General features: G+C 41.2%; 14 protein-coding genes. 1 reads left to right on the forward strand and 13 read right to left on the reverse strand.

What is annotated here, in order from left to right; all coding sequences use genetic code 11:
* Positions 1-65 precede the first annotated feature (65 nt).
* Together O3655_RS01375 and O3655_RS01380 are read right to left on the reverse strand one after the other, a co-directional pair.
* A complete protein-coding gene (locus tag O3655_RS01375; RefSeq protein WP_084921872.1) occupies positions 66-485 on the reverse strand; it encodes an EVE domain-containing protein in 420 nt (139 codons plus the stop codon).
* A complete protein-coding gene (locus tag O3655_RS01380) occupies positions 478-939 on the reverse strand; it encodes a MarR family winged helix-turn-helix transcriptional regulator (protein ID WP_084881260.1) in 462 nt (153 codons plus the stop codon). Before O3655_RS01380 ends, O3655_RS01375 begins: the two co-directional genes overlap by 8 nt.
* Positions 940-1,085: 146 nt before the next feature.
* On the opposite strand from O3655_RS01380, the gene O3655_RS01385 reads away from it, so the two are divergent.
* Positions 1,086-1,895: a Cof-type HAD-IIB family hydrolase gene (locus O3655_RS01385; protein ID WP_125413643.1), complete on the forward strand. Its 810-nt coding sequence runs from the start codon at positions 1,086-1,088 to the stop codon at positions 1,893-1,895.
* Between the two features lie 45 nt (positions 1,896-1,940).
* Here O3655_RS01385 and O3655_RS01390 read toward each other — a convergent pair whose 3' ends face one another.
* The 11 genes from O3655_RS01390 to O3655_RS01440 all read right to left on the reverse strand — a co-directional run bounded on the left by O3655_RS01390 (position 1,941) and on the right by O3655_RS01440 (position 12,531).
* Positions 1,941-2,678, reverse strand: coding sequence for a TraX family protein (locus tag O3655_RS01390; RefSeq protein ID WP_247924129.1), 738 nt, complete (start codon positions 2,676-2,678; stop codon positions 1,941-1,943).
* A gap of 144 nt (positions 2,679-2,822) precedes the next feature.
* The gene (aguB, locus tag O3655_RS01395) at positions 2,823-3,698 is read right to left on the reverse strand and encodes an N-carbamoylputrescine amidase (RefSeq protein WP_001246711.1); all 876 of its coding nucleotides are present in this window, start codon (positions 3,696-3,698) and stop codon (positions 2,823-2,825) included.
* A gap of 9 nt (positions 3,699-3,707) precedes the next feature.
* Complete coding sequence (aguA, locus tag O3655_RS01400; RefSeq protein ID WP_000573464.1) at positions 3,708-4,793, reverse strand: agmatine deiminase; 1,086 nt, start codon at positions 4,791-4,793, stop codon at positions 3,708-3,710.
* Complete coding sequence (gene nspC, locus O3655_RS01405) at positions 4,790-5,917, reverse strand: carboxynorspermidine decarboxylase (protein WP_308697030.1); 1,128 nt, start codon at positions 5,915-5,917, stop codon at positions 4,790-4,792. The genes aguA and nspC overlap by 4 nt, the downstream gene beginning before the upstream one ends.
* Positions 5,917-7,176 carry a saccharopine dehydrogenase family protein gene (locus tag O3655_RS01410; RefSeq protein WP_049478257.1) on the reverse strand — a complete coding sequence of 420 codons (1,260 nt, stop codon included), beginning with the start codon at positions 7,174-7,176 and terminating at the stop codon, positions 5,917-5,919. The genes nspC and O3655_RS01410 overlap by 1 nt, the downstream gene beginning before the upstream one ends.
* Positions 7,173-8,033 (reverse strand): polyamine aminopropyltransferase, encoded by an 861-nt coding sequence (gene speE / locus O3655_RS01415; RefSeq protein WP_371641121.1) that lies wholly within the window; start codon positions 8,031-8,033, stop codon positions 7,173-7,175. Before speE ends, O3655_RS01410 begins: the two co-directional genes overlap by 4 nt.
* The gene (locus O3655_RS01420) at positions 8,034-9,494 is read right to left on the reverse strand and encodes an aminotransferase class I/II-fold pyridoxal phosphate-dependent enzyme (RefSeq protein ID WP_049500914.1); all 1,461 of its coding nucleotides are present in this window, start codon (positions 9,492-9,494) and stop codon (positions 8,034-8,036) included. It abuts the gene before it with no gap.
* 622 nt (positions 9,495-10,116) lie between these two features.
* Positions 10,117-10,671, reverse strand: coding sequence for a hypothetical protein (locus tag O3655_RS01425; protein ID WP_308697031.1), 555 nt, complete (start codon positions 10,669-10,671; stop codon positions 10,117-10,119).
* A 178-nt stretch (positions 10,672-10,849) separates the two neighbouring features.
* On the reverse strand, positions 10,850-11,356 hold the full coding sequence (locus tag O3655_RS01430; protein WP_308697032.1) for a YfbM family protein: 507 nt from the start codon (positions 11,354-11,356) through the stop codon (positions 10,850-10,852).
* A 95-nt stretch (positions 11,357-11,451) separates the two neighbouring features.
* On the reverse strand, positions 11,452-11,634 hold the full coding sequence (locus O3655_RS01435) for a hypothetical protein (RefSeq protein WP_042902285.1): 183 nt from the start codon (positions 11,632-11,634) through the stop codon (positions 11,452-11,454).
* A 21-nt stretch (positions 11,635-11,655) separates the two neighbouring features.
* Complete coding sequence (locus O3655_RS01440) at positions 11,656-12,531, reverse strand: DUF4300 family protein (RefSeq protein WP_308697033.1); 876 nt, start codon at positions 12,529-12,531, stop codon at positions 11,656-11,658.
* Positions 12,532-12,540 lie beyond the last annotated feature (9 nt).

Here is a 12,540-nt window from a genome sequence, read left to right on the forward strand (position 1 = left end):
AGCAAAGTTCGTTTCACAGTCCAAATCCAAAATTCTAGTTGACAATCATTTAATTTGCAAATCAATCATATCTCATCATCCACTTTCATATGCTGAAAGATATGGAGGAAAAAGTCTTTGGAAACTTCAAAATGCCCATAACGAAGTCGAGAAGTATAGTCTCTCCATTCAGGATGCTGTCTGGCTATTTCTATGGAACAATCTTTGACTGGCTGATAATACTCAACATTTCGTCTAAAGGGAAAGAATCCTTCAAACTGCTCTACTTGATAAGCCTTGTCATCTATAATTTTACCTACAGCCACAAAAGCCTGTAACTTATCTTGACCATTCATATCGTATTTTGGACTATAGTATAAAAGATAGTCACCTTTTTTCATACGATTTAAGGGTCCGCTCTTTCCATGACAGACCTGACAAAAATTTCCTTCAACTCCTCTTAAAACATGGTTCTTCGAAACAACTCCGACCCAATATCTAGGCATTTTTATCCTCCAACTCTACCAACAAACGATTAAAAACTTCTCTATCGTTAGATAGTTTTTCAAAAAATTCTTCATCAACACCTTCTACTAAAGGTAAAGCTTGATTGACCTTCTCCGCTCCAGACTTCGTCACTGAGACCAGTTTTGCCCGACTATCCTTTGGATGTTGATCACGTCTAATGTAGTCCTTCTTCTCCAGTAGCCTAACAATCTGGGAAACCGTCATGACATCCATACCGGTGAACCGAGCAATATCAACTTGCGTTACATATTCCTCTCTATTAGACAAAAACAAGAGCGAGGTTAAAACGATAAATTGAGGCAAAGTGAGACCAACTGATTTCAAGACTCTTTTTAAATTGCTTTCCCACTTGTTGTAGACTTTGATGAAAAGAAGACCTGTAGATTCTGTTTCATCATTTTTGTAAATTGAATTAAAGTGATACTTTGACATTATTTCTCCTTGAATATTAAGTATACATATTATATAAGAATTTATTTTGTTTTTCAAGAAAAGGAAGCTTGAATTTTACAATTCTGTCAGACATTTTATAGTCTATATGCTATAATAAAAGCAAAACACCTAGAAAAGGAAGTCTTATGATTAAACTACTAGCCTTGGATATGGACGGAACCCTCCTTAATGAAGCCAAGGAAATTCCACAAGCCCACATTACTGCCATTCACCAAGCCATTGAAAAAGGTGTCAAACTGGTTCTCTGTACAGGTCGCCCGCTTTTCGGTGTCCTTCCTTACTACAAAAAACTGGGACTGGACCTTCAGAATGAGTATGTCATCGTCAATAACGGTTGTTCAACCCACCAGACCAGTGACTGGGGGCTAGTTGACTGGCAAGAACTCAGTCCAGCTGACATCGAATACCTCTATGACCTAGCAGAAAAAAGCGACGTCCAGTTGACCCTTTTTGATGAGGAACATTATTTTGTACTCGGTGGCAAGCCTAATCAAATCGTTCAAAATGATGCCAAGCTAGTCTTTTCAGACCTGACTGAAATTTCTCTTGAAGAAGCGACTAGTGGCAAGTATCGTATGTTCCAAGGCATGTTTTTGGGCAACGAAGAACAAACAGACGATTTTGAGCAGCGGTTTGCTGAGGAGCTCTGCCAACGATTTAGCGGTGTTCGTTCGCAGCCTGTCATTTATGAAGCCATGCCACTTGGAACGACCAAGGCTACTGCTCTTTCTCGACTAGCAGCGATTTTGAAGATCGAGCCCTCAGAAATTATGGCCATGGGCGATGCCAATAACGATATCGAAATGCTCCAGTTTGCAGGACTGGGCATTGCAATGGGAAATGCCAGCGACCATGTCAAATCCTTAGCCAATGACGTTACAGCCAGCAACGAAGAAGACGGCGTTGCGCGTGCGATTGAGAAGTATATTTTATAAAAAGAAAAGCAAATAGACAGAAATTACTGCTATTTGCTTTTTTAGCTATTTAACCCAATAAGCAATCAGGGTTATAATCCATAGATGAGCTGGGTAGAAAATATAAAAGAAATATTTATTCCAGCTAGTTTCCTTTCCTCGCTGTCCATTATACAAGGCCATAAAAGGAAAGACAGTGATAAAGAGCCAGTCAGAATTGTAAAGCAGCATTTCCAAGGTTTGGTACCAAGTATCATAGGTATGGATAGAAGTCACTAATAGGAAGGCCCACAAAAACGCGTAGAGGAGATTTCGCAATCCCTTGCGATTCCGACAAGAGTAACTAATCAAGAGAAATGGTAGCATGGTGATACCACCCTCAGTAAAAAGACAACCGAAAATCAAGGTACCAGCAACCCCAATCCGACGCCACAACTTCTCTTTTTGATCCAACTCTTTTCGAGGAAAACCAATCCAAAGCATGGTGACACCAATGGCCAAAGTAAAGAAAATATTATTATTGACCATTACCCCTTTGGATGCAAATAGGGCATTGAGTAGGCTATTTCCAGCAAACATGATAAGCGCCCAAGACCAAAGGCGGATGAGGTAGTTTTTCAAATTTCGAGTATAGATAAATCCTTCCATAGCCATATAGGCAAACCAAACTCCCACACAACGGGTCAAGGCGTGAAAGATACCTTCCCACAGTGGAGAAACGATTCCGGTGATATGAGGGATATGGTCTAGAACCATTACTGCCGCCATCAGATACTTCAACTGCGTTGCATTCCATTTTTTCATAATAAACCTCTTTCTTTTTGATCTACATAGAGTATAGCATACATTTCCACGTATAATCGTACACCCATCTTACATTTAAAAAGCCTATCTTACATTTTTGTAAGACAGGCGTGAATATCAAAAATTTATTATGAAAGTTACCTTCTAGTCTGTAATTCGTTGGTACATTTCTGGTCTTCTATCACGAAATAGTCCCCAGTTGAGGCGTTCACTTGCTCCCTTATCAAGATCATAAGAGGCTAATAGAACAGCTTCACCTTGTCTTTCAGCTCTCTCTAGAATAGCTCCTGTTTCATCCGTCATAAAGGAGGAACCGTAGAAGTCAAGACTGGAACTCTGTCCACCATTTTCCTCACTAGGAGTGACTTCTTCCAAGCCATAGCGATTGGCTGCAATAACTGGGACAATATTTGCTGCTGCGTGCCCTTGCATGGTACGTTGCCAGTGACCACAACTATCCGTATCTAAGATAGGCTCTGAACCTATAGCTGTAGGATAAAAGAGCAATTCTGCCCCATTCAATGCAAGACAGCGCGCTGTTTCAGGGAACCATTGATCCCAACAGATACCGATCCCAATTTTAGCGTAGCGAGTATCCCAGACCTTGAAACCAGTGTTGCCAGGCGTGAAATAGAACTTTTCTTGATAATAATGATCATCTGGTATGTGGGTCTTCCGATAAACGCCCAGCACCTCTCCATCTGCATCAATGACGGCGATTGAGTTATACAAGACATTTCCATCTTTTTCGTAGAAACTAATGGGTAGAACAACCTGTAGTTCCTTAGCAATCACTTTAAAATGCTGAATGGCTGTATTTTCTGTCACCGACTGGGCATACTGGTAGTAGTCATACTGACGTTCCTGGCAAAAATACGGACGTTCAAACAGCTCTGGCAAGAGGATGATTTGTGCGCCTTGGTCTGCAGCTTGTCGAACTAAACGTTCCGCTGTTTGGATATTTGTTGCCACATCCTTAGCGCATTGCATCTGGATCGCTGCAACTTTTACATTTCTCATCTTTTTCTCCTATTCTGGGATTTGTTGAGTGATACAGTGGATATTGCCACCACCTAATAGAATATCTCTTGCTGGTATTCCTACGACCTTACGGTCTGGAAAACACTTGCTGAGGATATCTAGGGCCACTTGGTCGTTTACATCCTCAAACTGGGGAACCAAGACAGACTTGTTAGCAATATAGAAATTGACATAGGAAGCTGCCAGACGCTCACCTGCATAACGCTCTTCTTCCCCTTCTTCATAACTATAGCCCGGCAAATCCTTTTCGGTTACAACTTGATGAAGCGCTGGGATTGGCAGTTTATGAATAGTGAAGGGACGACCTTTTGCATCCGTTTCCTTCTCTAAAAGGGCAAGGTCAGCTGCAGACATGGCATACTGAGGATCGTTTTGATCATCTGTCCAAGCCAAGACAAGTTCTGCAGGACCAACGAAGGCTGCAACATTGTCAACGTGTTCATTGGTTTCGTCCTGATAAATACCATAAGGTAGCCAAATAACTTTTTCAGCGCCAAGGCTCTCCAATAAGGTGTTTTCGATTTCCTCTTTAGACAGGTGGGGATTGCGTCCAGGACTTAGAAGACAACTTTCAGTCACAAGAATGGTTCCTTGACCATCGCTATGGATCGCGCCGCCTTCCAGTACAAAAGGTTTGGCATCATAAACAGGTATCTCTAAAACTTCTGCAAAACGACTGGCTACTTGGTCATCCTCTTCATAATCTTGATAAAGACCATCGACAGCACCACCCCAGGCATTAAAAGACCAATCTACTGCCAACTTTTCTTTTTTATCATTGATGAGAATAGTCGGCCCCGTATCACGCGCCCAGGCATCATTAGTAGGAATATCTAAATAAACAACCTTTTCTCCAAGATAGGATTGGGCTTCAGATAGATGGTCCTGCTCCACCAAAAGATAGACTCTTTCCCCTTCTGCTATAGTCTTGATAATCTGAGTAAATGCTCTTTTTGCAGCCTTTCCTTGGAAGGGCCATGAACCTGGTCGAGTTGGCCAGATCATGAGGGTGCCATGATGGGGTTCGTACTCTGCTGGCATACGATAGCCTGCTTTTTTCGGAGTTTCTATCATGATAATCTCCCTTTAAAGTCTTGATAGCCGAAGGTTTTGACTAAGCTGCAGTCACCTTGCTCGTCCATGAGATAGAGACTTGGCAAGCCAATACCGTTAAAGGTATTATTTTTGACAAATGAGTAAATAGCCATGTCTTCAAAATAAAGTCTATCACCAATTTGGATTGGATTTTCAAAACTATAATCTCCAATCACATCACCCGTCAGGCAGGTATTGGAAGAAAGTCTATAGGTATGGGCTTTTTCCTGCGGTTCAAATCCATTTCTCAAAGGTGGACGATAGGGCATCTCAAGTACATCAGGCATATGGCAGGTTGCAGAGGCATCTAAAACCAAGATCTCCATACCGTTTTCGACAATATCCAATACTTCAGTGGCTAGATAACCCGCATTGAGCGCAATAGCTTCACCTGGTTCGATATAGACTTCAAGATTGTAAGTATCTCGGATACGCTTGATTTCAGAAATCAGCAAATCCACATCGTAGTCTTCTCTGGTGATGTGGTGTCCACCACCCATATTGAGCCATTTAACTTGATACAAATAGGGTCCAAACTGCGCTTCGACTGCTTTCAAAGTTGTCTCTAAATCATCCGCCCCCTGCTCGCAAAGGGTGTGAAAATGAAGACCATCTACTAAGTCCAGCAAATCACTCGGTATCTTATCAAGAGTAACTCCAAACCGAGATCCCGGAGCACAAGGGTCATAGAGCGCGTGATCTCCTTGAGTTGAACACTGTGGGTTGAGGCGCAAACCGACACTAATACCAGCCTCTCGGCAACGAGGACCGTGTTTGCGCAACTGTCTCTCTGAGTTGAAGACGATATGATCCGTTATCTCCAGCAATTCCTCCAAGTCTGCATCCTTGAAAGCAGGTGCAAATACATGGACTTCTCCCGGGAACTCTTCTCTAGCTAACTTGGCCTCATAGAGACCACTTGCAGTTGTACCAGATAGATACTGGCTAATCATGGGGTAGGTTTTGTAGAGAGAATAAGCCTTCTGGGCCAGTAAAACCTTGCAGCCCGCTTCTTCCTGAACATATTGTAAAATACGGCAGTTGGCTTCTAACTTGGCCAAGTCAATGACATAAGCTGGTGTGGGTACTTGTTCTAACTTCATTAGTCCACCATTTGAGGGTTTTCAACCACAACCCAAGGCAAGCCGTACTCATTCAAAGCTTCCATAAATGGATCTGGATCCAACTCTTCAAGGTTGTAAACTCCAGGTTGTTTCCAAGTACCGTTCATAACTAATTTTGTTCCAATCATAGCTGGAACTCCAGTCGTGTAAGAAATAGCTTGGGAGCCAACCTCAGCGTAACATTCCTGATGGTCGCAAACATTGTAGATGTAGATGGTCTTTTCAACTCCGTCTTTGACACCTGTAAAGATACAACCGATATTGGTTTTTCCAACAGTGCGTGGGCCAAGGCTTGCAGGGTCTGGAAGCAAGGCTTTTAAGAATTGGATTGGCACTATTTCTTGTCCGTTGAAGTTAATAGCATCCGTACGAAGGAGACCAACGTTTTCCAAGCATTTCATATGCGTTAGATAGGATTGACCAAAAGTCATAAAGAAACGAATCCGTTTAACGCCTGGAATATTTTTTGCCAGTGATTCGATTTCTTCATGGTGAAGGAGATACATGTCTTTCTGTCCAACTTGTGGGAAATCATACTCACGTTTGATAGACATAGCTTCAACTTCGACCCATTTTCCATCTTCCCAGTAAGAACCTGGCGCAGAAACCTCGCGGAGATTGATTTCTGGGTTAAAGTTTGTTGCAAATGGATAACCGTGGTCACCACCATTACAGTCTAAAATGTCGATATAGTGGATTTCATCAAAATAGTGTTTAAGTGCGTAAGCAGAAAAGACGCTGGTCACACCTGGGTCAAAACCAGATCCAAGAAGAGCTGTCAAGCCTGCTTCTTTAAATTTTTCCTGATAAGCCCATTGCCATGAGTAGTCAAAGTAAGCTGTAAAACCAAGCTCCTTGCAGCGTTTTTCATAAATCGCACGCCATTCAGGGTCTTCTGTGTCCTCAGCTTCGTAGTTGGCTGTGTCAATATAGTGGACTCCTGTTGCTAAACAAGCGTCCATAATAGTCAAGTCTTGATATGGGAGTGCTACATTCAAAACAGCTTCTGGTTTGTAGCTTTCAATCAAGGCAATCACTTCTTGAACCTTGTCAGCATCAAGAGCAGCTGTCTCAATCTTTGTACTTGTTGTGCCTTCTAATTTAGCTTTCAAGTCATCACATTTTGACTTAGTACGACTAGCAATCATAATCTCTGTAAATGTTTCGCTATCTTGGCAAATCTTTGAAATAGCAACTTGGGCAACGCCCCCACATCCGATAACTAATAAACGACTCATTTTTTCCCTTCCTCTTCTTCTAAAATATCCTCAACATACTTAGGCAACATAAAGGCTCCCACATGTAAGTTTGCAGTATAGTATTCTGTGAAAAGCTGGCGTTTTTTCCAGCCTTCCTTGTCAAAATCTTTGACAGGGTGGTATTTTTTCGATGCAAATCCAAACAACCAATAGCCCGCTGGACTGGTTGGGATATGGGCCTGATAGACCCGGCTGATTGGAAAGGCTTGATTGACCTTGCGGTGCATGCTTCGGCAAGCTGACTCATCCTCGTCAAAAAACGGACTCCCATGCTGGTAAATCATGATACCATCCTCTTTCAAAGCTCTGTAGCTGTTCCCGTAAAATTCCTTGGTAAAAAGCCCTTCCGTATGCCCAAATGGATCTGTCGCATCGTTGATAATGATATCGTAATCATCCTCACAGTTTCGTAAAAAACGAAGCCCATTTTGGTAGTAAATGGTAACACGAGGATCATCTAGCCCTGCAGCAAAGTCTGGGAAATACTCACGACAGATTTCAACCAACATCTCATCCGGTTCCACAATATCGATTTGTTCCAGTTCAGGATAGAGTGTTAATACTTGGGCAACACCCCCGTCACCACCCCCAATAACCAATACTTTCTTTGGATTTGGATGGACAGCCATGGGTACGTGGACGGTCATTTCATTGTAAACAAAATCATCTGCATCTGAAAACAAGACATGGCCATTTAAGATCAATATCTTTCCAAAAGCTGGTGTATCTAATACCTCAATATCCTGCCACTCACTTTTTCCAGCATAGAGTTGCTTGGCTGTTCTCAGGGACAGTTTCACATCTGGAGTATGAACTTCAGAAAACCATAAATCCATCTAGTTCTCCTTTCTCTCAATGATGTTGATGTGATTGACTTCTGGATCTTCCGTCCCTTGGAGGGAGCAACCACGTTCCTTGGCGAATTGTATATAATCCACAATCTCTCGTGTAATCCGTTCACCTGGTGCTAGGATTGGTATCCCTGGAGGATAGCACATGACAAATTCCCCACAGACTTGTCCAACAGAATCATCCAAGGTTAAACTTTTTCTTTCTGAATAGAAGGCTTCTTGTGGAGACAGCACCAACTCGGGCTGGATATATTCTCCAGCAATCAAGTCCTTCCCATCTCGAGAATAGAGTCTCTTAATATCAGCCAAAGCACCGACTAAGCGCTCGATGTCTTGGATGCGGTCGCCAATGGAAATATAAGCTAAGATATTGCCAATATCACCAAACTCGATCTGAATGTCATATTCATCCCGTAAGAGATCATAAACTTCAATCCCTGTTAAACCAATCCCCTGAGTGTAGACTGATAACTTAGTCACGTCAAAATCACAAACCGAGACACCGTCTATTAACTCTTTTGAGTAGGCGTAGTAGCCACCGATGGCATTGATTTCACGACGAGCATACTCAGATAACTCAATAACTTTCTCAAAGGACTCTTTACCACGAAGGGCTAGGTTTCTACGAGAAACATCGAGACTTGCCATCAGCAGGTAAGATGCTGATGTAGACTGGGTCAGGTTGATAATCTGACGAACGTATTCAAGATTCATCTGCTCCCCGATAAGTAAAATGGAGCTTTGGGTCAGACTCCCACCAGACTTATGCATAGAGACCGCCGCCATATCAGCACCTGCATCCATAGCAGAAATTGGAAGTTTATCTGTAAAATGCAAATGCGCACCATGAGCTTCATCCACTAAAACTAGCATGCCCACTTCGTGAGCCATCTCTGTTAATCCTCTCAGATCCGAACAAATCCCATAGTAAGTAGGATTGTTGATTAGGATAGCTTTAGCATCTGGATGCTCCTTAATTGCCTGGGCAACACGGTCATTTTCAAGTCCTAATGCGATGCCGATTTTGGGATCTACACTCATCTCGATATAGATGGGAATGGCACCACATAGAACCAACGCATTGATAGCAGATTTGTGGACATTTCGTGGAAGAATAATCTTATCTCCCGCCTTGCAGGTGGAAAGAATCATGGTTTGAACAGATGAAGTTGTTCCCCCAATCATGAGAAAGGCATGGGCTGCACCAAAAGCATCCGCAGCTAATTCCTCCGCATCCCGAATAATCGAAATGGGATGACCAAGATTATCCAAGGGTTTCATAGAATTGACATCAATGCCAACACATTTTTCTCCTAACAGTTCGACAAGTTCAGGATTTCCCCGTCCACGCTTGTGACCTGGCACATCAAAGGGGACAATTCTTTTCTTGCGTAGCTTGACCAAGGCCTCGTAAATTGGGGCTTGGTTTTGATCTAACTTCTTCAAGACATACTCCTTTACCGTATTTTTAGCACCTCAAAAAGATAAAGGCGACTAAAGGTTGACTTATGAAAAAAGAGCAGGTTTTCACCTGCTCTGCAATCTTCTGACGTGTTTATTTTGGTTTCTGTTGAGTATGTCTGTTCCCGATGTTTCCTAACTCTCTAGTAGCAAATATTACGTACTTTATTGATCGTTTCACAAGATGACGTGTGCTTTCACCACACTAAAAATTTATGAATTAGGACAAGCGTCCTAACATCAACTTATAAAAGTAGGCTTTTAACCCTATCAATAATGTGGCTTTTCAACCACGCTTCGGCATTCAACCCTGCCTGTCCGTAGGCATTTTTTACTCGGGTTTATATTTGCTAGAAAACATCTTCTCATTTTCTAAGCCTTATAACTATATCATGTTTATAAGAGCTTGTAAAGCATTTTGTGAAACTTTTTTAAATAATTTTGTTTTTTGTTCGTGGAATATTATTCAATGACAAAAAGAAATCGCTTTAAAACGTCAAAGAAGTAAGAAAAAAGAAACTACAACCATTAGATATTTTAATAATCTTAAAGTATGACTTGATATTGAAAATCAATTCTTTTCATCAGATTTTATACATATTTCCAGCTAGGAAGTAAGAATCAACTGCTCCAATTCTACTTCTGAAAGCTGTCCTTGTTTGTAAAGTTTTCTAAGTAAGTCCTCATCTACGGTAATTGAATAATAGTACTCTACAAACTCATGAAATTTCTCAAAACTGTCAAAGAAATAGGATAACAACCATTCGCCACCGTCCTGCTCTTGGTAGGTATTTTGATGCTCTTGACCGTCATACCAGATAAAGAAAGTTGTTTCATCTTTTTGCTCTTCTGAGTATAGGTTTTGATACTTTTCATCCAGCCCTTTATAAAATCCGTCTATGATGTCTTGATTCCACTCATCCGCAGCAAATTGACTCAAACTACTTTCATGATCAAAGCCCTTTATAAGGATCATTTTATCAGTCAAAATCACATCTAGAGAATCACCAGAACCGTTGTTGATAAGGTAACGGATCCCATAGCTTTCCTCAGTCTTAACGATCAATCGAAGCCAGGTCTTGTTTGGATCTGTTCGATACTCATCAATGACCAGCAAGGCATCTAAGCGAGTCGTTATCTTGTCCCATTCAATTTTTCCCATCTTTTCAATCCTCCATCTTAACGTTTAAAATCTATTATGCTTACAAATTCTATAACCAATTTCTATCTATCCCATCCGACTACACTGTGGAATATTTCCTCCACCAGACAAGTCATCAGGTGTTCGATTTTCTAAATGTACATTCATCACGCACCTGACTAACAGTTGGTAAAAGTAGTTAACAAATAGTCACTAAGACATTTCCTTTGAGAGTTAAGATTTTCTTATAAAAGTTTTTCATTTTTACAAAACAGGTTCGAATATCATCCTTGATTTCTTCCTCTTCATCAAGATAATCCCAAATATCGGGATACAAATCGGCCTTCTTACATGCTTCCATGCTAAAATCAGCTAGAGCCCTATCCATGTCAAAATTCTCTAAAGCTTGAACAATCTCAGCTATCTTTGAGTGTTCAGTATAAGCTACATACTCTGATACATTTTCTAAAGGAGTTACTCCCAAGACAGCTTCTTTCAAGGGGTCGTCATCCATAAATTCTGAACTACTAAAACCTGTCATAACAAAGAGTAAGGCATCCCACATTTTATCAATATCTATCAACGTATCATTTCCCTCAGGATAATCCTCTACTAAGTCAAGTAAATCCTCTTCCTGACAAGAATACCGCTTTATTTGGCCTAATTCATTGTCAGATAGATATTGATAATTAGCAATCATTCCCATAATGTTTCCTCCTATAAGTTCCTTAGGATAGCACTAATGTTACTAGTTCTCTTTCTTGAAAAGGCAAGAAATCTACTGTTTTTGGACACTCCTCCTTATTTCTCATTCTCATCTTCTGTCACTTCCCAGACTTCTGACTGATAACCCTCACCATCTATATCATAGCGCTGCATATAGCCTAAAAATCGTTCTTTTTTATTTGACTTACGAGGCTTGAGAATGTTTACAGCCCAGAATCCGATAAGAATGAGAACTAAAAGCGCTATTACAGTCTCCATATTGCTTCTCCTTTGCCTGTCTTAATAACCTTCAACCCACTTTTCATTATCCATAATGAAAGGCTTAGCCAGTCCATCACCTGTATAATCCGCATATTTGGTGGATAGATACTTGTAACAATCTTCCTTGCTCGCAAACTTAATAGCTTGATAAGGCTCTTCAAAAGTCAGTTTCTCTACAAATAAGAAACCCTCATCAGCTGGCACTAAAACACCAACGTGCCCGACAAAAAGATACTCTCCATCTAAATTATCATGCAACACAACAGACAACATTCGAGCTTTGTCATTGAATTGAAACTGGGAGAAGAATTTCTCCATCTTCTGCGCGTGAACTTTTACATCCGTCGTTGGTTCCGTCTCCACCCTAGAAAATAGAATATCAAACTCTTCCTTATCTTTCGAATCAAATACTTTTCCCTTATCGATAGCGTCGTTATCCACAAAAAGCAGCTGATCATTCTTTTCAAGTTTTGGAATTGTGACCGAATTTTTCAAGAGCGCATAGCTATTAATACGGCAGTTGGTCCCGACAAAGTCACCCTTTTTTTGATTCCAGAGGTTGCTGATTTTCTCTACGTCGTATTCTGTCTTCGTAAAGGAGGCAAAATTTCCACTTAAGCCAGTAGAGCCGACAGTCGCATTATAGTCTGTGACAAGATTGAAAAATGCCTCAACACTATTTGGGTCCAAGTGAGCTGATAAGAGAGATTTGACCTCTTCGATACTGACCTGATTGTTCAGATTGGTATATGAAGCCGTCCAAGGAACTTTATCCGAACTGGTCTGTGTCTGGTTTGCAGCTTCAGTGCTCGTATTATTTTGGTGACAAGCAGCCAAGCCAAGAAATAAGGGCAAACACAGTCCCAAGGCTACTACTTTTCTCGTTCGTTTCATGCAATTCTC

Origin of the sequence: Streptococcus sp. 27098_8_70 (assembly GCF_041432215.1) — a bacterium.
Classification (GTDB): Bacteria; Bacillota; Bacilli; order Lactobacillales; family Streptococcaceae; genus Streptococcus; species Streptococcus oralis_CP.

What these genes read in the sequence shown, in the direction of transcription:
- O3655_RS01375 (WP_084921872.1), bottom strand. Translation starts at nt 485, where the DNA reads ATGCCTAGATATTGGGTCGGAGTTGTTTCGAAGAACCATGTTTTAAGA.
- O3655_RS01380 (WP_084881260.1), bottom strand. Translation starts at nt 939, where the DNA reads ATGTCAAAGTATCACTTTAATTCAATTTACAAAAATGATGAAACAGAA.
- O3655_RS01385 (WP_125413643.1), top strand. Translation starts at nt 1,086, where the DNA reads ATGATTAAACTACTAGCCTTGGATATGGACGGAACCCTCCTTAATGAA.
- O3655_RS01390 (WP_247924129.1), bottom strand. Translation starts at nt 2,678, where the DNA reads ATGAAAAAATGGAATGCAACGCAGTTGAAGTATCTGATGGCGGCAGTA.
- aguB (WP_001246711.1), bottom strand. Translation starts at nt 3,698, where the DNA reads ATGAGAAATGTAAAAGTTGCAGCGATCCAGATGCAATGCGCTAAGGAT.
- aguA (WP_000573464.1), bottom strand. Translation starts at nt 4,793, where the DNA reads ATGATAGAAACTCCGAAAAAAGCAGGCTATCGTATGCCAGCAGAGTAC.
- nspC (WP_308697030.1), bottom strand. Translation starts at nt 5,917, where the DNA reads ATGAAGTTAGAACAAGTACCCACACCAGCTTATGTCATTGACTTGGCC.
- O3655_RS01410 (WP_049478257.1), bottom strand. Translation starts at nt 7,176, where the DNA reads ATGAGTCGTTTATTAGTTATCGGATGTGGGGGCGTTGCCCAAGTTGCT.
- speE (WP_371641121.1), bottom strand. Translation starts at nt 8,033, where the DNA reads ATGGATTTATGGTTTTCTGAAGTTCATACTCCAGATGTGAAACTGTCC.
- O3655_RS01425 (WP_308697031.1), bottom strand. Translation starts at nt 10,671, where the DNA reads ATGGGAAAAATTGAATGGGACAAGATAACGACTCGCTTAGATGCCTTG.
- O3655_RS01430 (WP_308697032.1), bottom strand. Translation starts at nt 11,356, where the DNA reads ATGGGAATGATTGCTAATTATCAATATCTATCTGACAATGAATTAGGC.
- O3655_RS01435 (WP_042902285.1), bottom strand. Translation starts at nt 11,634, where the DNA reads ATGGAGACTGTAATAGCGCTTTTAGTTCTCATTCTTATCGGATTCTGG.
- O3655_RS01440 (WP_308697033.1), bottom strand. Translation starts at nt 12,531, where the DNA reads ATGAAACGAACGAGAAAAGTAGTAGCCTTGGGACTGTGTTTGCCCTTA.